The organism is Sulfurovum lithotrophicum (genome assembly GCF_000987835.1).
Lineage (GTDB): Bacteria > Campylobacterota > Campylobacteria > Campylobacterales > Sulfurovaceae > Sulfurovum > Sulfurovum lithotrophicum.
In genome coordinates this window covers 1-23368 of record NZ_CP011308.1, presented here as the reverse complement: position 1 = coordinate 23368, position 23368 = coordinate 1, and the positions used below count along the sequence as shown (strand labels likewise).

Annotated in this window: 25 protein-coding genes; 13 read left to right on the top strand and 12 right to left on the bottom strand. The window is 45.1% G+C overall.

Features of this window, described 5'->3' with window-relative positions:
- From gspG to YH65_RS00115, 3 genes are read left to right on the top strand one after another with little or no spacing between them, the layout of a single operon-like run.
- Complete coding sequence (gene gspG / locus YH65_RS00125) at nucleotides 1-444, top strand: type II secretion system major pseudopilin GspG (protein ID WP_046550107.1); 444 nt, start codon at nucleotides 1-3, stop codon at nucleotides 442-444.
- Nucleotides 445-452: 8 nt separating this feature from the next.
- Nucleotides 453-1001, top strand: coding sequence for a type II secretion system protein (locus YH65_RS00120; RefSeq protein ID WP_046550106.1), 549 nt, complete (start codon nucleotides 453-455; stop codon nucleotides 999-1001).
- Nucleotides 998-1426, top strand: coding sequence for a prepilin-type N-terminal cleavage/methylation domain-containing protein (locus tag YH65_RS00115; RefSeq protein ID WP_046550105.1), 429 nt, complete (start codon nucleotides 998-1000; stop codon nucleotides 1424-1426). Before YH65_RS00120 ends, YH65_RS00115 begins: the two co-directional genes overlap by 4 nt.
- Here the strand turns inward: YH65_RS00115 and YH65_RS00110 are convergent.
- Nucleotides 1413-1895, bottom strand: coding sequence for an exosortase/archaeosortase family protein (locus YH65_RS00110; protein ID WP_046550104.1), 483 nt, complete (start codon nucleotides 1893-1895; stop codon nucleotides 1413-1415). The genes YH65_RS00115 and YH65_RS00110 overlap by 14 nt on opposite strands.
- 75 nt (nucleotides 1896-1970) lie before the next feature.
- Between YH65_RS00110 and YH65_RS00105 the strand changes: the two genes are divergently transcribed.
- The 5 genes from YH65_RS00105 to mobA are packed head-to-tail and all read left to right on the top strand — an operon-like array spanning nucleotide 1971 to nucleotide 6182.
- A complete protein-coding gene (locus YH65_RS00105) occupies nucleotides 1971-3185 on the top strand; it encodes a type II secretion system F family protein (protein ID WP_046550103.1) in 1215 nt (404 codons plus the stop codon).
- A 36-nt stretch (nucleotides 3186-3221) separates the two neighbouring features.
- Nucleotides 3222-4004 (top strand): TIGR04219 family outer membrane beta-barrel protein, encoded by a 783-nt coding sequence (locus YH65_RS00100; protein ID WP_046550102.1) that lies wholly within the window; start codon nucleotides 3222-3224, stop codon nucleotides 4002-4004.
- Entirely contained in the window at nucleotides 4004-4501 is a 498-nt protein-coding gene (locus YH65_RS00095; protein ID WP_046550101.1) for an RDD family protein, read from the top strand. The genes YH65_RS00100 and YH65_RS00095 overlap by 1 nt, the downstream gene beginning before the upstream one ends.
- On the top strand, nucleotides 4498-5619 hold the full coding sequence (locus YH65_RS00090; protein ID WP_052746026.1) for an MFS transporter: 1122 nt from the start codon (nucleotides 4498-4500) through the stop codon (nucleotides 5617-5619). Before YH65_RS00095 ends, YH65_RS00090 begins: the two co-directional genes overlap by 4 nt.
- Nucleotides 5616-6182 carry a molybdenum cofactor guanylyltransferase MobA gene (mobA, locus tag YH65_RS00085; RefSeq protein ID WP_046550100.1) on the top strand — a complete coding sequence of 189 codons (567 nt, stop codon included), beginning with the start codon at nucleotides 5616-5618 and terminating at the stop codon, nucleotides 6180-6182. The genes YH65_RS00090 and mobA overlap by 4 nt, the downstream gene beginning before the upstream one ends.
- Here the strand turns inward: mobA and YH65_RS00080 are convergent, their stop codons facing one another.
- On the bottom strand, nucleotides 6183-7088 hold the full coding sequence (locus tag YH65_RS00080; RefSeq protein ID WP_046550099.1) for a LysR family transcriptional regulator: 906 nt from the start codon (nucleotides 7086-7088) through the stop codon (nucleotides 6183-6185).
- Nucleotides 7089-7211: 123 nt separating this feature from the next.
- Here YH65_RS00080 and YH65_RS00075 point away from each other — a divergent pair, with 123 nt between their 5' ends.
- Nucleotides 7212-8279 carry a YeiH family protein gene (locus YH65_RS00075; RefSeq protein WP_046550098.1) on the top strand — a complete coding sequence of 356 codons (1068 nt, stop codon included), beginning with the start codon at nucleotides 7212-7214 and terminating at the stop codon, nucleotides 8277-8279.
- 46 nt (nucleotides 8280-8325) lie between these two features.
- Here the strand turns inward: YH65_RS00075 and YH65_RS00070 are convergent, their stop codons facing one another.
- From YH65_RS00070 to tig, 4 genes are all read right to left on the bottom strand, one after another.
- Nucleotides 8326-9912, bottom strand: coding sequence for a YifB family Mg chelatase-like AAA ATPase (locus tag YH65_RS00070; RefSeq protein ID WP_084721981.1), 1587 nt, complete (start codon nucleotides 9910-9912; stop codon nucleotides 8326-8328).
- 84 nt (nucleotides 9913-9996) lie between these two features.
- On the bottom strand, nucleotides 9997-10518 hold the full coding sequence (gene def / locus YH65_RS00065) for a peptide deformylase (protein WP_046550097.1): 522 nt from the start codon (nucleotides 10516-10518) through the stop codon (nucleotides 9997-9999).
- 8 nt (nucleotides 10519-10526) lie between these two features.
- Nucleotides 10527-11114 carry an ATP-dependent Clp endopeptidase proteolytic subunit ClpP gene (gene clpP, locus YH65_RS00060; RefSeq protein WP_046550096.1) on the bottom strand — a complete coding sequence of 196 codons (588 nt, stop codon included), beginning with the start codon at nucleotides 11112-11114 and terminating at the stop codon, nucleotides 10527-10529.
- A gap of 119 nt (nucleotides 11115-11233) precedes the next feature.
- The gene (gene tig, locus YH65_RS00055; RefSeq protein ID WP_046550095.1) at nucleotides 11234-12526 is read right to left on the bottom strand and encodes a trigger factor; all 1293 of its coding nucleotides are present in this window, start codon (nucleotides 12524-12526) and stop codon (nucleotides 11234-11236) included.
- Between the two features lie 76 nt (nucleotides 12527-12602).
- Here tig and YH65_RS00050 point away from each other — a divergent pair, with 76 nt between their 5' ends.
- Together YH65_RS00050 and folE are read left to right on the top strand one after the other, a co-directional pair.
- Entirely contained in the window at nucleotides 12603-13565 is a 963-nt protein-coding gene (locus YH65_RS00050; protein ID WP_046550094.1) for an A/G-specific adenine glycosylase, read from the top strand.
- Between the two features lie 43 nt (nucleotides 13566-13608).
- Entirely contained in the window at nucleotides 13609-14187 is a 579-nt protein-coding gene (gene folE, locus YH65_RS00045; RefSeq protein WP_046550093.1) for a GTP cyclohydrolase I FolE, read from the top strand.
- 1 nt (nucleotide 14188) lies between these two features.
- On the opposite strand, the gene YH65_RS00040 is transcribed toward folE, so the two are convergent.
- Nucleotides 14189-14575: a SpoIIAA family protein gene (locus YH65_RS00040; RefSeq protein ID WP_046550092.1), complete on the bottom strand. Its 387-nt coding sequence runs from the start codon at nucleotides 14573-14575 to the stop codon at nucleotides 14189-14191.
- Between the two features lie 314 nt (nucleotides 14576-14889).
- Between YH65_RS00040 and YH65_RS00035 the strand changes: the two genes are divergently transcribed.
- Both YH65_RS00035 and YH65_RS00030 read left to right on the top strand, forming a co-directional pair.
- Nucleotides 14890-16092 (top strand): NifS family cysteine desulfurase, encoded by a 1203-nt coding sequence (locus YH65_RS00035; protein WP_046550091.1) that lies wholly within the window; start codon nucleotides 14890-14892, stop codon nucleotides 16090-16092.
- A gap of 83 nt (nucleotides 16093-16175) precedes the next feature.
- Nucleotides 16176-17150, top strand: a complete 975-nt coding sequence (locus YH65_RS00030) for an iron-sulfur cluster assembly scaffold protein NifU (RefSeq protein WP_046550090.1) — start codon at nucleotides 16176-16178, stop codon at nucleotides 17148-17150.
- A gap of 133 nt (nucleotides 17151-17283) precedes the next feature.
- Here the strand turns inward: YH65_RS00030 and YH65_RS00025 are convergent, their stop codons facing one another.
- The 5 genes from YH65_RS00025 to dnaA form a co-directional block, all read right to left on the bottom strand.
- A complete protein-coding gene (locus tag YH65_RS00025; RefSeq protein ID WP_046550089.1) occupies nucleotides 17284-17490 on the bottom strand; it encodes a hypothetical protein in 207 nt (68 codons plus the stop codon).
- Between the two features lie 2 nt (nucleotides 17491-17492).
- Nucleotides 17493-19076: a single-stranded-DNA-specific exonuclease RecJ gene (gene recJ, locus YH65_RS00020; protein ID WP_046550088.1), complete on the bottom strand. Its 1584-nt coding sequence runs from the start codon at nucleotides 19074-19076 to the stop codon at nucleotides 17493-17495.
- Nucleotides 19077-20708, bottom strand: coding sequence for a CTP synthase (locus YH65_RS00015; protein ID WP_046550087.1), 1632 nt, complete (start codon nucleotides 20706-20708; stop codon nucleotides 19077-19079).
- An 11-nt stretch (nucleotides 20709-20719) separates the two neighbouring features.
- Complete coding sequence (dnaN, locus tag YH65_RS00010; protein WP_046550086.1) at nucleotides 20720-21787, bottom strand: DNA polymerase III subunit beta; 1068 nt, start codon at nucleotides 21785-21787, stop codon at nucleotides 20720-20722.
- A 189-nt stretch (nucleotides 21788-21976) separates the two neighbouring features.
- A complete protein-coding gene (dnaA, locus tag YH65_RS00005; protein ID WP_046550085.1) occupies nucleotides 21977-23305 on the bottom strand; it encodes a chromosomal replication initiator protein DnaA in 1329 nt (442 codons plus the stop codon).
- Nucleotides 23306-23368 lie beyond the last annotated feature (63 nt).

The window sequence follows — 23368 nt, the reverse complement described above, 5'->3', positions numbered from 1 at the left end:
ATGCATACAGAACCATCATTAAACCCTACACTCAGAGCCGGTTTCTCTCTGATCGAACTTCTCATTGTCATTGTAATACTCGGCGGGCTTGTGGCCGTTGTGGCCCCTGGGCTAATGGATTCTGCCGATCAGGCCAAAAGAGATACCGTATGCCTCAAGATGAACGACATAGGCAAAAGGCTAGATATGTTCAAACTCGACAACGGTGTCTACCCTGATACAGAAGAGGGTCTTGAAGCGCTCTTGAGCAACCCTGATGCAGAAAAGTATCCCAACTACCGGGCAAAACCCTATCTGAAAAAATTACCGAAAGATTCATGGAAAACACCATTCGTCTACATTAAAAAAGGGGATGAATTCGAACTAGTCAGCTTTGCTGCAGACAGGAAAGAGGGAGGAGAAGAAAATAACAAAGATATTCGCTTTTCAGAGTGTAACAAATAATCCGACACATGCTCTTCTCTTCACGCAAAATCATACGAAGCGCTTTCTCCCTGATTGAACTACTTGTGGTTATTATGATCATCTCCATTGTCTATTTTCTTGGATTCAACGGCATAGAGATGAATAAGAGCAAACCCAAAGCATTGACCGTGCTCAATCTGAAAACGACCATTCAGAACTCTGAACTTTTCAGCGGTGAAGCAACACTGATCTGTGTTAACCGCTGCAAGAACTGTTACCTGCGTACAAATATCTCCTCTCCTTTTGAAGCCTACGAGAACAAAGTCGATCTTGCAGGGACCAAAACCTATACTCTGGATTCACAGGAGTCGCTGCTACAGCTTGAAGACAGGCGATACCAGGACAAGAAGATCTGTCTTGAGATGAACTTTTACAGGAATGGCAGCTCCACACAGTTGATACTGGAGAACCGACACGGTATCTATTTCCTTCCTGCATTTTTCGGTGAGCCCCAAAAAGTTGACTCGCTGGAAGAAGCCAGAGAGCTTTGGCTCAAAAACAGCAGGCTGGCTGCGGGAAGTGGAGACTTCTATTGAAAACTTTATCCCCTGCAAGGACTTTGCGTCCGGCTTTTACCATTATAGAGATACTTGTCTCCGTGATCATTATTTCTATTTCCATCGTCTATGTACTTAAAGTGCACAGCCAGAACCATGAGCAGATCGTTTATATCACAGAAAGGAACAAACTCTCGCTACAGGACTCTCTCTTTCTTGCAGATAACGCACTGCGTTACCACAAAGAAAAAAAAGATGCCTATGAAGTGCTGCGGCCCTATTTCAAGATCGATGATTTTAAAAGCAGGGAGATACTCAAAAAAGCCCAGAGAGAGTATTTCATTCCCGAAGTGCTCAACCTGACACCAAAAGAGGGTTTCGGTCCTGCCGCGACCGTACAAGAGATCAAGCTCAAAGACAAATATTCTTCTGCCTATTTCCGATTCAAGATCAGTACCTTTTAAGCCGGTCGGTCCTGATAAACGTTATGAAAAGTCCCAGTCCCACAATGAGCAGAATAGCGTTGCCCACAATATCGTGAGACCAATGAAAATTGCCTCTTCCACCCTCAGACTCGACAAAATATACCACCATTAGAATACGTGCCACATTCACCGGTAAATAGACCAGATAGCCGATAATCAGCCATAGGGTTTTGTGCCGCAGCCCGGTAGGATACGCCAAAATGGATGCGGCAAGGAAAAAGAAAGGGATAAGCCCGTTACAGGCCTGGTTGATGATAATCTTGTAGTGCGGGTTGATCATGATATCAATACCCTGAAGCTGCCCAGCTTTCAAAAAAAGTGAGAGCAGCTTGAGCGTCAAACCACTCTGCATCTGATTGAGATAAAGCGAAACAGGTAAAGTAGGAAGATAGAGAAAAACGAACAGCAGTGCCAGAAAAAGGAAATAGAGTGCTATAAATCGTTTCATCCCTAACTATAGCAACATACAGCTAAAAAAGTTATAATACAACCATTATAAAAACAGGCAAGGACAGGCAGAGAAATGCTCTTCAAGTACAAAGGTTTCGACAAGTCGGGGAAGCGGGTCAAAGGAACAGTAACTGCCGGCACCACCGAAGAAGCGGGACAGAAGCTTCGTACACAGAACATCTATTATGAATCCCTCACGCCTACCAAGGAGTTTTCTCTTGACGCCTTTGCCAAAAGAGAGATGCCCGGAGAAATGCTGGCCACCTTTTCGAGAGAACTCTCCTCCTACCTCAACTCCGGTATGACCATTCTGACCGCTATTCGCCTACTGGAGAATCAACACGAAAATGAGAAAAAATACGTTTCTTTCCTCAACTCTGTCAGAACGATGATCGACGAGGGTAAATCCCTCTATCATGCCCTCAACACGCAGAAGGTCTATGCCATGCCTGAATTCTTCGTGCAAAGTCTCAACATTGCGGGACAGAGTGGAAAGATGGTGGAAGTCCTCACCAATATGGGAAACTTCTTTTCTGCACAGAACAAGGTCAAAAAACAGGTCAAAGGAGCCATGGTCTACCCTACGGTTATCTTCACGGTGGCCATTGCGATGACCTCTTTCCTCATCGCATTCGTTGTCCCCAAGATCACTGGTATCTTTGAAGATACAGACCAGAAACTTCCACCCATTACACAGTTCGTACTGAACATCAGTGATTTTCTTACCCACTACTATATCCATCTTGTCATAAGCATCGTACTCGTCATTGCACTCTTCAAGCTCGCTTACAGCAAACTGTACTCGTTTCACCGTTTTTGGGATGGGCTGCTGCTGAAAGTACCTGTCTTGGGCTCACTGATCCAAAACCATGAACTCGGACGTTTCTCATACATCCTCTCGTTGATGCTCGATTCGGGTGTTGCCTATGCACAGGCAGTTAAACTGGCAACCGCCTCATTTGCAAACTACAAGCTCAAGGAACTTTTTGAAACTGCTTCGGTCAAGGTACTGGAAGGAAACAAACTCTCCAATGCGCTGCAAATGTCAAAAGGAGTGAAACTCAAACGGAACTTCCTACAGTCTTTGGCACTGGGGGAAGAGTCGAGTGAGGTCGCCAACATTCTGAATAACATTTCAAAACTCTATGCCGAAGAGAATGAGGAGAGGCTCAAACTGCTTCTCGGACTGCTCGAACCACTGATGATGCTTTTGATCGGTGCCATTGTCGGGGTAATCGTTTCAGCGATGCTTCTGCCTATATTTACAATGACCCAAGGTATAAAATAGTATGATTCCATCAAATAAAAATAATAAGGGAACCTGATGATAAAAAAATTTGTACTTGCCTCTCTACTTGCTTCAACTGTACTCTATGCTGATATGGCCGGAGGAGAGATATCTATCGGTATGTACAGCCACTCTCCAAGCGGATACGCCTCCTATACTGAGCCATATACAGGCTTGGGACTGGGCACATCAGCTGACGTGGAAGATACTTTGCACTGGGACAGTAATGAGAATGTTTTTCTCAAAGCTTATATAGAGCATCCTGTGCCGATACTCCCTAATATCAAACTTGCCTATACACAACTCTCCCATGAAGGAAAAGGGGAAGTCGGTGATTTCACCTGGGGCGGTATCAATATTCCAACACTCGGGACCATTGAAAACAACCTCGATATCAGCAAATACGATCTTACACTCTATTATGAGCTTCTCGACAACTGGGTAGAAGCTGATATAGGTGTCACTTTGGGTTACATTGACGGGAATATTGCTGTAACCGCTCTGACAGGAATCGGGCCTACGTCTATTTCTACTACTGAAAATACAGATTTTTCCTTCTTTATGCCTACACTCTACGGTAAAGCCAGATTCAACATCCCCAATACGGACCTGAGCCTGCAATTTGAGGGCGATATTTTCAGCTATGATGATACGACCTATTACAACTATGAACTCAGCGCCCGATACACATTCAGCATGGGACTGGGTATCGAAGCAGGATACAAGGCCCAGCATCTTGACAGCAGTGACCTGATAGATGGACTTGTCGTAGACATGGACTTCAATGGTCCCTATGCCGCTGTTGTGTGGGATTTCTAATGGCAAAAAAACGCTTTCGTGACATCAAGCAGGGCAAAGCGGCGATGTCTCCTGTCAAAAAAGACTCCATACCAAAATTAAAGCGTAACTATGCCTCGAAAACCAGTAAACTCAAAGCTTTCCTGACAGATGCTTTCATGCTGGTCATGCCTCTCATGTATATTGTATTCTACCTGGTTATGGGAGGACGTGAAGGTTTTGCAGAGCATAAAGCTTTGGGCTGGCTCTATATTCTGGTGCCGTTGGTCATCGTGCAGACTGCTTTCATGTACAAGACAGGACAAACTCCCGGCTACCGTGCTTACGACCTGACGCTCATCGATGAGAGTACGGGAGAGAAACCCTCTCTCTTCATCATATTCTTCAGGAACGCGGCAGCGATACTTTCACTCTTCACTATCTTTGGCTGGGTCATGATGTTCTTTAGAAAAGACAGCAAGACCCTGCATGACCTTCTAAGCCATACCGCGGTGATCATCAAACCTGCAGACAAATGATCCAGATCAAACACTTCGGTATGCTCCCTCCCTTTCTTGGCGCCTACTACTTTTTCTACTTTGCGCTGGTCGGCGTCTATGTGATCTTCATGCCCAAAGTGCTTGTGGATCTCGGTTACACCGCCATGCAGGTCGGTATTGTTTATGCTGCTGCACCTTTCATGAGATTCCTGCTTCCTTTTATCTTCAAACATTACCTGAAACTGACACCAAAAGTCTATCTTTTTTCTCTGTTTTTCTCATTTGTTGCCACACTGATCTTTCTGGGAACGGTCAGAAACTTTGAGCTCTACCTGATTGCCAATCTTCTTTTTGGTGCCGCTATGGGTGTTTCCCTTCCTTATGTAGAGACTATCGCTCTGGCTTCATTGACCAAAACCTCCTATGGAAAGGTCCGTCTCTGGGGATCTATCGGTTTCATGGCTATCGCACTCTGGCTGGGAAAAGTACTGGAAGCCCCTTTCGAAGCACTCTATTATCTCAGCATCATGACTTTTTTAACACTCGTTTTCGGACTGATACTGGCCAAATACGACAGCACTTCCCATGATCAGGCAGATGATGATGCCTCCTTTTCACTCTCCAGATACTGGGCATTCTGGGTCTCTGTTTTTCTGATGCAGATGGGCTTTGGCGGATTTTACAATTTCTTCACTATCTATGAAACCTCTCATGGCATCTCACTTGAAATGACCAGCTGGATGTGGAGTTTCGGGGTGGTCTGTGAAATCATTATGCTCTATTTTCAGGGACCACTGCTGCAGAGGAACCTGCTCAATATCCTGCAGTTCGCCATCCTCGTCACTTCCCTGCGCTGGCTGATCCTCTACCTCTTCCCCGAATCTGTTGTATGGACCTTCGCCTCACAATCTTTGCATGCAGTGTCATTCGCACTCTACCATACTGCCTCAATCACCTATGTCTTTTCACTCTATAGCCAGAAAAAACTGGCACAGCAGTTCTTCCTTGGCATCGCTTTTGGACTTGGTGGCTCGGTAGGTGCGGTCCTTTCCGGACAAATTTACGGGGAAAAGATGTTCCTCATCGAAGCACTGATCACTTTTATGGCATTTATTGTATTATGGATCCACCAAAAACGAAAAGAGTCGATCGTATGAAATGCAAAATCCCCGCCGTAATCTTTGCAGGAGGTAAAAGTTCGCGTATGGGTCGGGACAAAGCCCTGCTTCCCTTTGCCGATTACAATTCGCTGGCACAATACCAGTACGTACGCCTGCAGGGTCTCTTTGAAAAAGTCTATATTTCTACCAAAGAGGACAAATTCGACTTCAGGGCGGAACTGATCTATGACAGATATGACGTAAGTTCCCCTCTTGCCGGTATCCTTTCCATTTTCGAGACACTTGATGCAGATGAGATATTTATATTGAGTGTCGATGCACCTTTTGTAGACGAAAATGTAATCGAAAAATTATTCGAAGAGAATAAAGAAGGTACAGATGCTGTGATCGCTCAGAGTCCTGACGGCCTGCAGCCTCTCTGCGGTGTTTACAAACGGTCCCTGCTTCCTTTGGCCAAGACGCATTTTCAAGAGAATAGGCACCGGCTTACACAGTTACTGAAAGAAGCAAAGAGTAAATTCGTAGCATTTAAAGATAATGATCCATTTACCAACCTGAACCATCCCCATGAATATGAAAAGGCGCTCAAGGAGATTTGATCACTTAAGCCGCTGCTCCTCATCGAGCATCTGCATCATCAGCTTTCTGGAAAAGAAAAGGAATTTCTCGAACAGTGTACTGTGGTACTTGTCCTTGTGGTATATCATAAGAAAATCCCGTTTACAGTCAAAGTTCTTGATCGGCACAGGGAATAGTTTTCCTTCGCGGATCTCATTCCTTACCGAGATCTTGGAGATACAGGTAAAACATTCCCGGTTCATCAGAATACTCTTAATTGACTCCGTATGTCCAAGTTCAAAGAAGATATTCAGGTTGTCGACCTTGTCTTTGATGTAGTTGAGAAAAACCTCTCTGGTCCCTGAGCCCTCTTCCCTGAGTACCCATCGCATATCGGCAAGTTCATCGATATAACAGGGTTTTGCCAGCTCTTTATTTGCGGTGACCACTACCAGTTCATCCACACCGATCTTCTCTTTAATGATCTCCGGGCCATCCACCAACCCTTCCACAAAAGCGACATCGATCGTTCCAGTCTTGATCATTTCAACGATCTCTTTGGTATTTCCTTCTTTGAGCGTGATCTTGACATCAGGATAGGAGCTCATATAGCTGCAGATGATCGAAGGCATCAAATAATCCACGATCGTGGTACTCGCTCCGACACGGATCATTCCTTTGTTCTCCGAATTCTTGAACTCATACTCGATATCCGAGAGTTTTTTGAAGATCGGATCGATCTCTTTGTACAATGCACGCCCCACTTCGTTGAGCACGAGCTTTTTGTTGATCCTGTCAAAAACAGGACGTCCCAATATGTTCTCCATCTCCTTGATAGACATAGAAATAGCCGACTGGCTCAGGTTCATTTCTTTGGCAACATTGGTCAGATGCCCGGAAGCGACCACATTGAGAAATATTTCCATCTGTCTGAGTGTTAATTTCATCTTCTCTCTTTTGTTCTAAAAGATTTATTATCTTTCTGTATTATATTGATTTGCATATTGTATCAGAATTATAGTAGAATTCCAAAATAGTTATCAATATTTTTGAACAAAAAAAGGATCAAAATGGCTTTTTCTCCTGAAAATCGTAAGGGTACCCTGAGCGGTATCCTGTTTGTCGCCATATTCGCTGCGGCAGCAACCTACATCGCCAGTCTCGGACCGGTCAAGGCACTGGGACTTTCCCCTCTCGTTATCGGTATCGTCATGGGTATCTTTTATGCCAATACCCTGCATAACCAGACACCTGTCGAATGGCATGGCGGCATTACATTCTCGGCAAAAAAGATCCTTCGTTTTGCCATCGTGCTTTACGGTTTCCGTCTGACTTTCCAGGAGATCATTGCCGTCGGCCCGGATGGATTCTTCGTCTCCCTGACCATGCTGACGACTACCCTTATTTTTGGTTCCTGGCTGGGATACAAGGTCTTTGGTATGGAAAAAGATACTTCCATCCTGACAGCATCCGGAGCTGCCGTATGTGGAGCTGCTGCCGTTCTGGCAACAGAACCTGTACTGAAAGCTGAAGAATATAAAACTGCCGTTGCGGTATCCATGGTCGTGCTCTTCGGTACGATCTCCATGTTCCTCTACCCAGTGCTCTATACCGGTATTATCGAACATGCGACAGGTTTCCTGCATATGACGGCAAGAGAATTCGGTATCTATACAGGCGGTACTATCCATGAAGTGGCACAGGTAGTCGCGGTCCCCGCCTCTGTGCCCGGCTCTCCAAAAGAGATGGCCGATGCAGCCGTGATCGTCAAAATGACCCGTGTCATTATGATCGCACCTATGCTCATCATACTTGGTCTCTATCTTGCCTGGGATGCGAAAAGAAGCGGCGGAGAGCACAGCGGAAAAACAAAACTTGTCATTCCATGGTTTGCAGTCTACTTCATTATGGTCGCCGGTTTCAACTCGCTACACCTGCTTCCACAAAACCTTGTTGACATCATCAACCAGATCGATACCTTCCTGCTTACCATGGCAATGACTGCACTCGGTATGGGGACGATCTTTGCCAAGTTCAAAGGGCTTGGGCTAGCACCGGTCTATACAGCACTGGGCATGTTCGCCTGGCTCGTGATTGGCGGATTTGTCGTCACTAAAGTGATCGTAGAAGTGTTCTAAAACACGTAGGGTGCGTAATCACGCACCCTACACCTGCTACATCATCCTATTTCCGGCGTCTGTAACTCAGCGCTTCAAGTATATCTTTCTTCTCTATCTTCTCATGCCCATTGATATCGGCTATGGTGCGTCCTATTTTTTTTACTGATGCAATACTTCTATGCGAGAGCCCAAATTTACTGATAGCACCTTCAAGTATCTTTCCTGCCGCCTCGTTCAGCAGACAATAACGTTCTATCTCATCCTCAGCCAGTTTTCCATTCAATCTCTGCTGTCCCCGCTCCTTCTGCTTCTTGAATGCCTCAATGACCACTTCATGCATCGCTTTGGAAGTAACATCACCTTTGTCATCAGCATCAACCTCCTGCATTACCACAAAGAGATCGATACGGTCAAGAAAAGGATCGGAGAGTCTGTTCTGGTAGCGTTTGATCTCCACCTCGGAACATCGACAGGCTTTTGTCTTGGAAAGCAGGTTCCCACAGGGGCAGGGATTCTGTGCCGCAACAAACATGATATCCGCCTGGTACTCTATCTTTGCATTGACTCTGGCTATGTGTACCTTCTTGTCCTGCAGGGGTTCCCTCATCGCTTCAAGTACGTTTTTGGAAAAGTGGGGGATCTCATCGAAAAAAAGTATACCGTAATTGGCCAAGGCCACTTCACCGATCTTTGCCTGTCCGGAACCGCCTCCAAAAATAGAAGCAGAGGTAGCAGTATGGTGCGGAGATCGCATAGGGCGTATCGCTTTAAAGTTGGGGGTCTGTCCGTCGAGGAACTGATGTTTTGCGATGGAAAGCAATTCTTCTTCATACAGTGGAGGCAGTATGTCTTTCAATCGTTTGGCGATCATACTTTTACCGCAGCCGGGATTACCTTCCATAAAGAAGTTGTGCATGCCTGCAGCCGCGATCATCGCAGCCCGCTTGGCAACCATCTGCCCTTTGACTTCGGCAAAATCACTCTCGTATCGCTCTTCGTAAAAATAGTCTATACCGGCTATCTCAATACTTTTGGCATCATAGGAGAACTGTTCGACATTGGCTTTGAACTCACCCATTTTCAGCAGAGAAATAGCTTCGGAAAGTGTTTCTACAGCGATGAAATCTACTCCGGAAATATGGCACAGATAGCTTATGGATTCTTTGGGAACGATCGCCCTTTTGATAAGCCCCTGCTCTTTGAGTGAAAGAATCAGAGGGAAGAGCATGGAAGAACTCTTCACACGGCCGTCCAGTCCCAGCTCTCCAAAGACAAAAAGCCCCTCTTCCTCAAAAGCCTTTTTGTTCAGTGCGACAAGCAGGGCAAGAGAGAGATCAAAATGGGTGCCGTTCTTCTTGATATCGCTTGGTGAAAGATTGATCGTTATTTTTAAAGGAGGAAACACAAATTCGTTGGTAAGCAGTGCGGACTTGACACGCTCTTTCGCCTCCTGAATATCACTGGAAGCCAGACCGACCACGGAAAAACCGGGCAATCCCTTTGTAAATGTAGCTTCAACTTCTATCACCTTTGCATTCACACCCTCCAGTGTAGCACAAGTCAGGTGATTGACAATGGCCGGCTGTTTCTCTTTAACTTTGACTTTTCCCGTTTTTGGTGGAAGATTACCACTATGCGTTTTTGCATTCATAGTGACAGTGTGACATAAAGAGGCACTGGAGATTTAAAATATGTCATATTGTCATATTTTTGATTTTATGTTGACCAGGGGCTATTATGCCTTCTGTCTTTTAGCCCACTCTTTTTCAAATTTCTTTCTTTTCAGGAAAGAAAGTTTTTCTATAAACACTTTCCCGTCGAGATGGTCGATCTCATGCTGCATCGCAATGGCGAGAAAATCGTCATCTTCTATAATATGTTTTTCGCCGTGTCTGTCATAGTACTCTACTCTGACATGTTTAGCACGTTCCACATCTTCATAGACACCTGGGACGGAGAGGCAACCCTCCTGGAACTTCTCTTTTCCATCTATCTCAATGATAACGGGATTGATCATTTCAAGTGTATTCTCTTTAGGCTGGTCATGTTCCCCCTCCTCTTTTTCCAGAGGTACATTGATAATGAGCGCACGCAGATCGACCCCTACCTGAATGGCAGCCAGTCCTACACCGTTTCTGGCAACCATCGTATCGTACATATCGTCCAGCAGTTCATGCAGGGAAGCATCGAAAGTCTCAACCTCTCTGGATACCTTTTTCAGACGTTTGTCCGGATAAATGACTATCTCTCTGATCATGAAAGACCCTAATTGAACGATTTGGTAAGCACTTTGTCAATGAGCCCGTACTCAACCGCTTCTTTGGATGACATAAAGTTATCCCTTTCGGTATCTTTTTCTATTCTTTTGGCTGTTTTGCCTGTCTTCTCCGCCATAATCTCATTGAGCGTATCTTTGAGTCTCTGTATCTCTTGCGCCTGGATCTGGATGTCTGTCGATTGTCCCTGCGCTCCGCCTGAAGGCTGGTGGATCATGATACGTGCATGCGGCAGGGCATAACGCTTCCCTTTGGTCCCGGACGCAAGCAGAAAAGCACCCATGGAAGCTGCCTGCCCTATACAGATCGTAACGATATCGGGTTTGATATAGTTCATCGTATCAAACATACTAAGTCCAGATGTGATCACACCGCCCGGAGAGTTGATATAGAAGTAGATATCTTTATCAGGATCCTGTGCTTCAAGGAAAAGCAGCTGCGCCACAATGGAAGAAGCAACCTGATCATTTACCTCGCCGCTCAGCATAATAATACGGTCTTTCAGGAGACGTGAATAGATATCGTACGATCTTTCACCCCTGCCGGTCTGTTCTACAACATATGGAATATAGCTCATTTTTTACCTTTTAGTATTTTAATATATAGTTAAATGGATTGTTTACCCGGTCTACTCAACTCAAATATACATTAAAAAAGTTAATGGATATAAGGTGCGTATCTACGCACCCTACAGGATTATTTTTCTTCCAAGCCCAAAAGCTTGCCAAAGAGTTTGTCTTCGATCATTCCCATTTTCACTGCCGGAAGAAGATTATTCTCCTGGTAGTACTTGATGACCTGCTGTGGATCCTGTCCGCTCATCATCGCTTCGTAGTAGATCGCCTGTGATACTTCCTGGTCATCCACATTTACTTCCTCTTTTTTTGCAAGAGCATCCACGATAAATGTCGCTTTGACTGAGTTTTCAGCCTCTTTTCTTACCTCTTCACGGAGTGCTTCAACTTTTTCAGGATTCTCTTTGAATTCATTGATTTCCTCTTCACTCATCTCTCTTGCTTTGGCATTGATCTTCGCATCGATCTCCTGCTCAACGATGTTGTTCGGAAGCGCGAAATCAAAGTGTGCTACCAGTGCTTCAATGAGCTTTGGCTTGAGTTCTTCATTATAAAGTTTAGAGACTTTTTCTCTTTCAATCTGCTCTTTGAGCTTCTCTTTGAGTGTATCGAGTGTCGCTTTTTCATCCTGAAGCAGTTTCTGCGCCAGTTCATCATTCAGCTCGGCAGGTACCTGCTCCTGAATTTCGTGAAGCTTGACTTTGAATGTAGCTTCTTTTCCTGCCAGGTCTGCTGACTGGTATTCTTCCGGGAAAGTCACAACGATATCTTTTTCTTCATCATACTTCATACCAATGATCTGCTCTTCAAAGCCCGGGATGAACTGTCCCGAACCGATCTTGAGGCTGAACTTCTCCGCTTTGCCGCCTTCGAATGGCTCATCGTCAATGAATCCTTCAAAATCGATGACCACCATGTCGCCGTCTCTTACCATTCTCTTTCTTTTGATCTTCTCGTAAGGCGCCTGCTGTGCAGCGACCTCTTCGAGTTTCTCTTCTATCTCTTGCTCCGTGACTTCCGGTTTTTCAAAAGCAGGCACCGCCTTCTCATACCCTTCAGCTTCAACAGTCGGTCTCAAAGAGATCTCCATTTCCACTTCGATACCGTTATCATTTTTATCATACTTCTTGAAGATCGGTTCACCGAGAATATCTGCTGCATTGATGCCGGCTTCTTTCACCCCAAGATCAATAAGTGATCTGAGCGCATCACCCTCGGCATCCTGCTGAAGCTTCTCTCCATGCAGCTTTTTTACAACATGCGGAGGTACCTTTCCTTTTCTGAAACCGTCGACTTTCATTTGCTTTCCGGCTTCTTTTGCAAGTCTGTCGATATTCGCTTCAACTACCTTGTTCTCAATGTTGCCCTGAACCGCCACATTGGCATCGTCAATCTTCTTTGCTGTCACTTTCACTACAATCCTTTAGTATATAAATTGCGTGATTTTATCTAAAATTTGATAAAAAACGAATATAGGCTATAATCCGCCCATGAATCCGACTCTAAAAAGCACTCACACAAAGATACAAGAATGGTATAAAACAAAAGGAAGAACCGATCTTCCCTGGCGTTCCACCTCCGATCCCTACCACATTTACCTCAGTGAGGTCATGCTGCAGCAGACCCAGGTGAAAACCGTGCTTGAGCGCTATTATTTTCCTTTTCTTGAAGCGTTTCCCACCATGCATTCACTGGGCAGTGCAGCTCTGGATGATGTACTGAAACAGTGGGAGGGGCTTGGCTATTACAACCGGGCTAAGAACCTGCACAAAACTGCCGGACTTATAGAGGAAATTCCTGACAGTATCGACAGACTCATGGCACTGCCAGGTATAGGAAAAAATACGGCACATGCCATTGCCGCTTTTGCTTTTGGCCAGCCTGTACCCGTCATGGAAGCCAACGTCAAACGTATTCTCTGCCGTCTGCACAGGCTTCGTACTCCTGATGAGAAGAGACTCTGGAAAATCGCCTATTCTATGGTCGATAAAGAAAATCCTTTTGATTACAATCAGGCGATGATGGATATCGGTGCGACGCTCTGCCTGCCCAAAGATCCCAAATGCAATCGCTGTCCTCTTGAAAATATCTGCAAAGGAAAAAACAATCCTGAGTACTATCCACTCAAGAAGAAGAAAACTGTACCGGTACGGGAAGAGAACATTGTCATCTACCTCGACGACGATAGGCTTTCCCTGCAGCAGAGAAGCGGAAAGTTCCTGCACGGGCTCTGGGGATTTGAAAGTGTCGAAATACCTCCCTGCGCAGCCGAATACATTGGAGAGGTATCTCATGCCTATACCCATTTCAAACTAAAGTGCAGAGTTTATCTCTACTTTGAAAGCAGCCCTGAACAGGAATATTATTTCACACCGGAGAAGATAGGAAAACTGGCGATCTCGAAGGTGGATGAGAAGATTGTTAACTTGTATTTGGATACAATTGTAAAATAAAAAATAAATCTACCCTATCCCAAAAAATATAATGGAATACATAATGAACAAAGAAAAAGAATTTGAAGAGGCTGTCACTAAGGTACTGGAACTTTTGGGGGAGGACCCACAGCGCGAGGGTCTGCTCAAAACACCCGCCCGTGTGGCAAAAGCCCTGAAATTCCTGACCGAAGGGTATCAGCAAGACCCTGAAGAGATCCTCAACCAGGCACTTTTCAGTACCAGCAACGATGAAATGGTCCTTGTGCGTGACATCGAGTTCTACTCTATGTGCGAGCACCATATGTTGCCTATTATCGGGCGGGCCCATGTAGCTTACATCCCTGACGGCAAGGTGGTCGGCCTTTCGAAGATCCCCCGTATCGTCAATGTCTATGCCAGACGCCTGCAGATACAGGAGCAGATGACAGAACAGATCGCCGATGCCATTCTTAGTACCATCAAACCCAAAGGTGTGGCCGTCGTGGTCCATGCCCGCCATATGTGCATGGAGATGCGTGGCGTACAGAAGATCAACTCTACTACCGTCAGCTCTGCGCTACGCGGCCTCTTTAAAAGTGATGAACGTACCCGTAACGAGTTCTACAACCTCATCAACACGCCCACACCTTCCAATTTCTGATCTACTTCATCAGCCAGGTGAGCGCTTCACCTCGCTTCAGGAAGAATTTTGATTTTCCTTTCATCATATGGCTCATCATTGCCGTTGACTGCTCTTCCCATTTTTTGTTCCCTACAATAGCCATTTTGTCAAATTTGTTACGATGCTTGATACCGAATTTGAAATCATCCCAGGCAGCCAGCATTTCCCAGCCTTTGAATTTTCTCATATCAACCAGAAGGTCTATTTCTAACCCTTTGGCCTCTTTGAGTGCTTTGTCTATCATAGGTACAAATACCTTGTAATCTTCATGTGTCAGTTTGCCGATCATGGCCAGTTCTATGAAAAGTCTTTTCTTGCTTCGTTTGATCGCAACCGATATACCGTGTTCTTTGATCGTTGTTGCCATTTTTTCTCCTTTAAATATGTACATTATTTATTATATCATATTCACATTTACCAAAAATCAATCACAATTTACCTAAATAGGAGTATAATCCTCCTCTTTAACTGCTTTTTTATGTTAAATTAAGAAAATATACGTAATATGCAGAAAACTTTAATTAGGACTAAATTACTCCTAATTAAAAATGAAACTCGTTTTCATATATAAAAAACAAGATTCCTCCTATGAACTATCGCACTCAGACACCTGAGCCAAGGGCGAAGCTTCATTCAGGGGAATTTAAAAGGAACCCGTTCCTTTTAAAGGAGAAAGCCACAATGAAAGTCTATTTGGACAACAATGCCACAACGATCGTTGATCCGCATGTATTTGCGGAGATGGAGCCCTACTTCGTACAGCGCTACGGAAACCCAAACTCGCTGCACCTTTTTGCCAGCGAAACACATCCGGCGCTCAAAGATGCCATGGAAAAGATCTATGCAGGTATCCATGCGCCCAAAGAGGACAGTGTCGTTATCACTTCCTGCGCGACAGAGAGCAACAACTGGGTACTGAAAAGTATCTACTTCGAACAGATCCTTACCGGGAAGAAGAACCATATCATCATTTCTGAAGTGGAACATCCTTCAGTGATCGCTACGGCAAAGTTCATCGAAAGTATGGGATGCAAGGTAACGTACCTTCCCATAAACCATGAAGGTATCATCGATGCTCAGACTGTGAGAGATACAATCACCGATAAGACAGCCCTTGTATCGGTCATGTGGGCGAATAATGAGACAGGAGCGATCTTTCCTGTTGAAGAGATCGGAGAGATCTGTGCCGAGCACAATGTGCCTTTTCATACGGATGCCGTACAGGCTATAGGCAAACTGCCGGTAGATGTCCAGACCTTCAATGTAGATTACCTGACATTTTCTGCACACAAGTTCCATGGCCCCAAAGGAGTCGGCGCGCTCTACATCAAAAAAGGTAAAGAACTGATACCACTGCTTCACGGCGGTTCACAAATGGGCGGTTACCGTTCGGGAACACTTAACGTACCGGGAATCGTCGGTATGGGTAAAGCGATGGAACAGGCAGTCGATTCACTCGATTACGAGATGGAAGATGTCAGAGAAATGAGAGATACTTTCGAAGACGAGCTGCTCAAGATTGAAGACACTTTTGTGGTCACACCAAGAGAAAAAAGAACACCCAACACCATCCTGATCTCGTTCAGAGGTATCGAGGGTGAATCCATGCTCTGGGACCTCAACCGTGCAGGTATTGGTGCGAGTACAGGATCTGCCTGTGCTTCCGAGGACCTTGAAGCCAACTCAGTCATGGAAGCTATCGGTGCAGCCGAAGACCTTGCACACACAGCGATCCGTTTTTCACTCAGCCGTTATACGACGCAGGAAGAACTGGACTATACGCTTGACGTGGTCAGAAAAGCTGTTGAGAGACTCAGAGGTATCTCAAGTACCTACTCGTATGCGCCGGAAGGTCACGAAAGCGGTCTGGATGCACATCATTAGAGTTAAGAGTTAAGAGTTAAGAACGATGGCAAAGCTTGCAGCATTTGTCAAGAAAAGAAAGAAGATTATATAAAGGAAAAAATATGGGAATGGATAGTTTGATAGGCGGTACCATCTGGGATGAGTACAGTCAAAAAGTAACGGATCTTATGAACAACCCTCAAAATATGGGTGAGATCACGGAAGAAGAGGCTGAAGCGATGGGTGCCAAACTCATCGTTGCAGACTTCGGTGCCGAAAGCTGCGGTGATGCCGTACGTCTCTACTGGGCTGTAGACCCAAAAACAGACAAGATCCTCAAGTCAAAGTTCAAGAGTTTCGGCTGTGGTACAGCAATTGCCTCTTCTGATACAATGGCAGAACTCTGTAAGGGAAAGACCGTTGATGAAGCAGTAAAGATCACCAACATCGATGTGGAAAAAGCGATGCGTGACACACCCGATACTCCTGCCGTACCGCCTCAAAAGATGCACTGTTCGGTCATGGCTTACGATGTCATCAAAAAAGCGGCTGCACAGTATAAAGGTGTAGACATGGAGAGCTTCGAAGAGGAGGTCATCGTGTGTGAATGTGCACGCGTATCACTCTCTACACTCAGAGAAGTGATCCGCCTGAATGACCTGACAACGGTCGAAGAGATCACAGACTACACCAAAGCGGGTGCCTTCTGTAAATCATGTATCAGACCCGGCGGACACGAAGAAAAGGATATCTATCTTGTGGATCTTCTTGAAGAGTATGAAAAAGAAAAAATGTCAGCGGCTGCCACCCTTGGAAACGAAGGCGGAGCAACAGGAACATTTAAAGATATGACCATCGTCCAGAAGATCAAAGCGGTCGATAAGACCGTAGATGAAAACATCCGCCAGATGCTCATTATGGACGGCGGGGATATGGAAATCCTTGACATCAAGGACAACGGAGAGAACATCGACATCTACATCAGATACCTTGGTGCCTGTAATGGATGTGCAAGTGCCAGTACAGGTACACTTTTTGCCATCGAGAACATCCTCAAAGAGAAACTCGATCCAAATATCAGAGTACTTCCTATCTAATCCCTCCCCCTTTTTTTTCTTTCACTCCCATACTAAAAGTGGGAGTGTATGCTCTAATATCATGGTTTAAATATACTTTCTTATCATACTCTATGTTCCAATGCTCAATGAGGGACAAAATGTGAGACAAAACCTACCTTTTCAAGAACCTCACAATACCGCGTATAATCACGAACAGCAGGTAGACGGCCAGTGTAATGACAAGAGGGTGCAGACCGAACCAGCCCTGTGTGAGCAGTGATTCAATATGTTCCATCGGGTGGTCTATGCACTCTTTGAAGTGCATACCCAGTGCCAACACCAGAAAAATGGCTATAAATATCTTCAACTCTTTTTTCATGTTTATCTTCTCTTTATTTTGTCTATCATCAGCTGCAGGGTCACGTTCCCTCTGAAACGGTTCTCATTGACCGTATAGGTGATGCTCACCCTCTCTCCCGTTTCAAAATGCTCTTTGGTCTTGAATTTCACTCCCGGCATGATGATCCCCTCCTGTGAGAAAGAGAAACGCAGATGCTCTCCCTCTTTGCCCATCGTGTCTGCCTGCAGTATCTCTACATCACTGCTTATGAACTTGGGTCTGGTGTTTCCGTGGCCGTAGGGTTCATATTTTTGCATCATCTCCGTCAGTGCAAAAGAGATCTCCGAAAAATGCAGCTCCCCGACAATTTCGGGATCGATCTCCTCTTTCACATAATTACCCTGGCGGTAGGATTCCTGGACCTTCTCTCTGAAGCTTTCAAAATGCGTTTCGTGCAGACTGAGACCAATGGCCGCTTTGTGCCCTCCGAACTTCTCCAGATCTTCCCTGCAGCCGTTTACTATGCCAAAGAGGTCACACTCTCCGTAGCTTCTGCCGCTGCCTTTGAGTATCCCTTCCTCGTTCCTGCTCAGAATGATAGAGGGCTTTTCACAGACACGTGCCACCCTGGCCGCAACAATGCCCACAACACCCTCGTGCCATCCTTCTCCTGCTACGATGATCACCTCATCTTCCCAATCCGCTTTCTGCAGGGCCTTTCGGGTGATATCCTCTTCCGTCGCTTTTCGCTCTGTATTGAATCCTATCAAACGTTCAAGCCTGACCTTCGCATCGTAAATGTTGGTAGAGGTCAGGAAGTCCACGGCATGGGAGGCATCCTCCATGCGTCCGGCGGCATTGAGTATGGGTGCAAAAGAAAAAGCAATATCTTCCGAGCTCAGCTCTTCCTTCTGGATATGTTCCATAAAAGCCTTTATGGCAGGCCTGCTGCTTTGGGACAGTGCTTTGATACCACGTTCCACCATCGCTCTGTTGATGTGCCACAGCGGCATGACATCTGCAATGATCGCAATGGCTGCCAGTTCCATATAAGGCATCATATTGATCTTCAGACCCAGCGCATTCTTCAGAGAAGCGATCAGATACCAGGCGATCTGTGCACCGCATACCTCTTCGTAGGGAAAAGAACATGCTTCCTGCTTCTGGTCGATAATAGCATAGGCTTCGGGCACTTCGGGTGCGAGCATATGGTGATCGGTAATGATCAGTTCTATCCCCTCTTCTTTGCAGAGCTGTGCCGCATAGACCGCAGAAATACCGTTGTCCACCGTAATGGCGAGGTCCGTACCTTTGATACGGGGAATAATATTGGCCGAGAGGCCGTAGCCGTCCCTGAAACGGTTGGGTATGATCCATTCCACAGGGTAATCGATCTCGTCGAAAAAAAGTTTCATCAGCGTCGTGGAAGTCACACCGTCCACGTCATAGTCACCGATGATGGTGATCTTCTCTCTGTTTTCTATGGCCCTGACGATGCGCTCCGTCGCTCTGTCCATATCTTTGAAGGTGGAAGGATGGGGGAGGTCTTTTAAAGAGAGGAATCCCTCTTTAAAACGTTTTTGCAAAACTGCATCCAACGCTTCAAGCGTTACAGATGGATACATCTATTTTCTGTTTTGCATGGAAGCCTGCACAAATGCTAGAATGGAAGGGTTGACATTCTGCAGTCTTGACGTGAATTCAGGGTGGAACTGTACACCGAGGAACCAGGGATGGTCCACGACTTCCACCGCTTCGATAAGACCGTGCGATTCACCGGTAATATCCATACCGTTGGCTTCGAGTGCCTCTCTGTATTTCGGATTGGCTTCGTAGCGGTGTCTGTGTCTCTCATAGATCACCGGTGCGTCATAAGCTTTTCTGAGGTTCGATCCCTCTTTGGTTTCGCACTCGTATTCGCCCAGTCTGAGCGTACCGCCCATCGGCGAAGTGGTCGTTCGAATCTGCTTGGCACCCGCAGCATCGATGAACTCATCGATCAGATAGATCACAGGATCCGGTGTCTCTTCATTGAACTCGACCGAATTCGCCTCTTTGAGTCCCAGTACGTTTCTGGCAAATTCCACCATGGAAAGCTGCATACCAAGACAGATACCCAAAAATGGTATTTTCTCTTCACGTGCATACTGAATGGAAAGGATCTTTCCTTCCACGCCACGCTCACCGAAGCCACCGGCGACCAATATACCGTCACAATCGTTCAGGTACTTCGCCGCACCATCTTCCTCGACCTTTTCACTGTCCACCCATTTGATGTTCACACGACTGTCGAGATGTGCACCCGCATGGATCAGGGCCTCTGTCAATGATTTGTAGGATTCTTTGAGGTCAAGGTATTTACCTACAAAAGCAATCTTCACTTCCTCTGAAGGCATGATGATTTTATGTACCAGATCAGTCCACTCATCCATCTTCGGCTGACAGTTTTCAAGCTCCAGCTGTTTGCAGATCGGTGTCAAAATATCCTGACGTAGGAAATTCAACGGTACCTGGTAAATAGTTGCCGCATCCTCCGCTACAATGACGGAATCTTCATCCACATCACAACTGTAGGCAATCTTCCTCTTGATATCGCTGCTGACCGGTACTTCTGCACGCAGCACCAGCATATGCGGTGCAATACCGATACGTCTGAGTTCCTGTACCGAGTGCTGTGTCGGCTTGGTCTTGAGCTCACCTGCCGCTTTGATGTAGGGAAGAAGTGTTACATGCACATTGATTACGGTCTTTTTACCCAATTCATGTTTCATCTGGCGGATTGTCTCAAGAAAAGGAAGCCCTTCGATATCCCCTGTCGTACCGCCAAGCTCTACGATGAGGATATCTTTCCCTTCGCCTGCGCGTACGATACGTTCTTTGATCTCATTGACAATATGGGGTACGACCTGGATCGTTTTACCGAGATATTTACCTTTACGCTCATTTTCGATGACCGTTTTGTAGACAAGACCCGTTGTAAAGTTGTTGTTCTGTGTCAAAGAGGTATCGAGGAATCTTTCATAATGTCCAAGGTCAAGGTCTGTTTCCGCACCATCTTTGGTTACAAAAACTTCACCGTGCTCAAGGGGTGACATTGTTCCGGGATCCACATTGATATAGGGATCGAGTTTGAGTACACCTACTCTCTGTCCGGTATGTTTGAGCAATGTTCCTATACTTGCTGCTGTGATCCCTTTACCCAGAGAACTCAGTACACCGCCTGTTACAAAAATATATTTTGTTGTTTTATCACTCATCCATATTTTCCTTATGCAACGATCGGCATGATGATCGTAATGAAATTTTCGTCTTTCACAATGAAAGGTAGGGAAGGTTCATTAAATTCAAGCAGAAACTCATTTTTATCGATTTGTGAAATGAAATCAAGTATATATCTACTGTTAAAAGAGAGTTCGTATTTTTCATTCAGTCCGGTCTCGATCTCGATCTCCGTTTTGGCTTCCACATTGTCAGCACTGAGTGAATTGAAGATGATCGCATCCGAAAGCAGTGTCATTTTGATCTCCTGGGAGATTGTCGTGATCATTTTGATCGAATCGATCATCTCTTTTTTAGGCAGTGTAATAGAGTGTTTGACCGTTGTGGGGATAATTCTTTGGTAATCAGGGAATTTCCCGTTGATCAGCCTTGTATAGAAGAAGTAGTTCTCATTGGTGATGATCAGATTGGTTTCGTCATAATAGATATCTATCTGGTCAAGGAAAAGTTTCTGAATTTCCAAGATCGCTTTTTTAGGTACGATCAGGGAAAGTTCTTCACTGTTATTCCCGGGGATGCTTGCAATAGCCAGTCTTCTTGTATCGGTACCGACAAGATCTGTAGAGTCATGTTTGATATTGATAAGGGCACCGTTGAGCTCAAATTTAGGGTTGTTCGTATCAATAGCGGGTGATATTTTTTTGAGGTTTTGGATCAGACTGAGTGAATCAAGCGTGATCTGTGGTTTTTCATCAACAGATGGAAAAGTAGGGTAAGCACTGGGATCAAAGGTTGGCAGTTTGAATTTTGAATGCTTCTGTTTGACAATGAGTGTATTGTCAAGTATCTCCATGGTAATTTCGTCATCTTTTAATATTCTGATAATATCGAGCAGTTTTTTACCATTGGCGGTAAAAGAACCTTCCGATTCGATCAGTATATGATCGGTTATTATTTGAAGACCTATTTCGCTGTCAGTCGCTTTGATGATACATTTGTCATTCTGAGAAGAGAACAGTATGTGTGAGGTGATTTGACTTGCATCTTTTTTTTCCAAAAAAGGCTGTAGGTTGATGAGGATCGATTCGATAATCTGTTTTTGAGCTCTTATCTTCATAGATTTCCCTTATTTTTAATAAATTTAGTACGTAGTAGTAGTTTGACATGAATATGTGAAAAACCGCTGTACTGCCTGTCTGAACGTTGTTTTTTACTGTGTAGCTCCTTCGGGGAACATTCACATTTTTTCACTTATAAAATTATATCTTTTTTTTATTCAAGTTTTATTACCTATTTACTGCGCTTTCTACTCTTTGTTCGTGTCGGTATTGATTTTGTTGGAGAGTTCTTCGAGAAGGACTTTGAAATTCTCGTCATTGTCGATGATCTCGTTGATCTTTTTCATGGCGTGTGAAATGGCAGTATGGTCTTTCATTCCAAAATAAAGTGCGATCTGAGGCATGGAATTGGGGGTGAGGTTTCTGGCCAGATAGATGGCGGTTCTTCTTGCATTGACGACATTCTTTGTTCGTTTTTTTGATTTGATATCGGAAGGTTTTATGTTCAGTTCTCTTGAGACGATCTTGACGATATCGTCGATTGTGACATTTTCTTTTTTCTCTTTGAGCTGGTCTTTGATGGCATTTTGTGCAAAATCAAGCGTGATTTCCTGGTTCAACATGGAGGAAAGAGCATTAAGTTTGATGATAGTCCCTTCTATTTCGCGGATGTTGTCTCCCATATGTGTGGCGATGAAGTTGATGATCTCATGATTGAGGTCTATTCCGTCGAGTTCACATTTTTTCTGTATGATGGCGATCTTCGTCTCCAGTCCCGGAGGCTGAATATCCGCCATAAGTCCCCATTCAAAACGGCTTCTCAGTCTGTCAACAAGACCGGCGATCTTGTTGGGCTGGCGGTCGGAAGTGATAACGATCTGTTTGTTGGCATTGTAGAGTTCGTTAAAAGTGTGGAAGAATTCTTCCTGGGTCTGCTCCTTTCTGCTGAGGAACTGTATGTCGTCTATCAGCAGCAGGTCGCACTCTCTGAACTTTTCTCTGAAGCGGTCCATCGTTTGAGAGCGCAGATGTGAGGTAAAGGAGTTCATGAACTGTTCGAGCGTGGTATAGATAACGGTTTTTCCCAGTGCAATGTGATAATTTCCTATAGCCTGCAGTAGGTGGGTCTTCCCAAGGCCGACGCCGCCATAGAGGAAAAGCGGGTTGTAGAGCTGTCCCGGTTTTTCCGCTACCGATTTAGCCGTGGTATAGGCGAACTGGTTGGAAGGCCCTACGATGAAACTCTCAAAAGTGAGTGAAGGGTTCAGGTATGTACTTTTGCTCTGCTGTTTTTCACTACTCTGCTTGGCAGTGGTTTTGACTGTTTTTTCCGTCTGTTTTCCCACGGTGATCTCTATGTCCGGTTTGACTTCGTTCTGCAACTCAAAAAGGTGTGCCAGTTTCTCACTGTATTTAGTCTTTATCCATTTGGCAACGAGCATATTAGGCGCATTAAAGTAGATGATATTGCTTCTGGAACGGCGTGTATCATAGACCAGTTTCTTGATATAGCGTTCATATTCCGTTTCAGTGATCTCTTTTTTAAGTTCAAAGAGTACTTTTTGTCCAATATTCATTCCAGGTATCCTTCTTTTCACATTGTATATATTGTTTCTTTCCAATATGTGAATAACTTTCGG

Coding starts and splice junctions, on each gene's coding strand:
- gspG (WP_046550107.1), top strand. CDS start 1: ATGCATACAGAACCATCATTAAACCCTACACTCAGAGCCGGTTTCTCT.
- YH65_RS00120 (WP_046550106.1), top strand. CDS start 453: ATGCTCTTCTCTTCACGCAAAATCATACGAAGCGCTTTCTCCCTGATT.
- YH65_RS00110 (WP_046550104.1), bottom strand. CDS start 1,895: ATGAAACGATTTATAGCACTCTATTTCCTTTTTCTGGCACTGCTGTTC.
- YH65_RS00105 (WP_046550103.1), top strand. CDS start 1,971: ATGCTCTTCAAGTACAAAGGTTTCGACAAGTCGGGGAAGCGGGTCAAA.
- YH65_RS00100 (WP_046550102.1), top strand. CDS start 3,222: ATGATAAAAAAATTTGTACTTGCCTCTCTACTTGCTTCAACTGTACTC.
- YH65_RS00095 (WP_046550101.1), top strand. CDS start 4,004: ATGGCAAAAAAACGCTTTCGTGACATCAAGCAGGGCAAAGCGGCGATG.
- YH65_RS00090 (WP_052746026.1), top strand. CDS start 4,498: ATGATCCAGATCAAACACTTCGGTATGCTCCCTCCCTTTCTTGGCGCC.
- mobA (WP_046550100.1), top strand. CDS start 5,616: ATGAAATGCAAAATCCCCGCCGTAATCTTTGCAGGAGGTAAAAGTTCG.
- YH65_RS00080 (WP_046550099.1), bottom strand. CDS start 7,088: ATGAAATTAACACTCAGACAGATGGAAATATTTCTCAATGTGGTCGCT.
- YH65_RS00075 (WP_046550098.1), top strand. CDS start 7,212: ATGGCTTTTTCTCCTGAAAATCGTAAGGGTACCCTGAGCGGTATCCTG.
- YH65_RS00070 (WP_084721981.1), bottom strand. CDS start 9,912: ATGAATGCAAAAACGCATAGTGGTAATCTTCCACCAAAAACGGGAAAA.
- def (WP_046550097.1), bottom strand. CDS start 10,518: ATGATCAGAGAGATAGTCATTTATCCGGACAAACGTCTGAAAAAGGTA.
- clpP (WP_046550096.1), bottom strand. CDS start 11,114: ATGAGCTATATTCCATATGTTGTAGAACAGACCGGCAGGGGTGAAAGA.
- YH65_RS00050 (WP_046550094.1), top strand. CDS start 12,603: ATGAATCCGACTCTAAAAAGCACTCACACAAAGATACAAGAATGGTAT.
- folE (WP_046550093.1), top strand. CDS start 13,609: ATGAACAAAGAAAAAGAATTTGAAGAGGCTGTCACTAAGGTACTGGAA.
- YH65_RS00040 (WP_046550092.1), bottom strand. CDS start 14,575: ATGGCAACAACGATCAAAGAACACGGTATATCGGTTGCGATCAAACGA.
- YH65_RS00035 (WP_046550091.1), top strand. CDS start 14,890: ATGAAAGTCTATTTGGACAACAATGCCACAACGATCGTTGATCCGCAT.
- YH65_RS00030 (WP_046550090.1), top strand. CDS start 16,176: ATGGGAATGGATAGTTTGATAGGCGGTACCATCTGGGATGAGTACAGT.
- YH65_RS00025 (WP_046550089.1), bottom strand. CDS start 17,490: ATGAAAAAAGAGTTGAAGATATTTATAGCCATTTTTCTGGTGTTGGCA.
- recJ (WP_046550088.1), bottom strand. CDS start 19,076: ATGTATCCATCTGTAACGCTTGAAGCGTTGGATGCAGTTTTGCAAAAA.
- YH65_RS00015 (WP_046550087.1), bottom strand. CDS start 20,708: ATGAGTGATAAAACAACAAAATATATTTTTGTAACAGGCGGTGTACTG.
- dnaN (WP_046550086.1), bottom strand. CDS start 21,787: ATGAAGATAAGAGCTCAAAAACAGATTATCGAATCGATCCTCATCAAC.
- dnaA (WP_046550085.1), bottom strand. CDS start 23,305: ATGAATATTGGACAAAAAGTACTCTTTGAACTTAAAAAAGAGATCACT.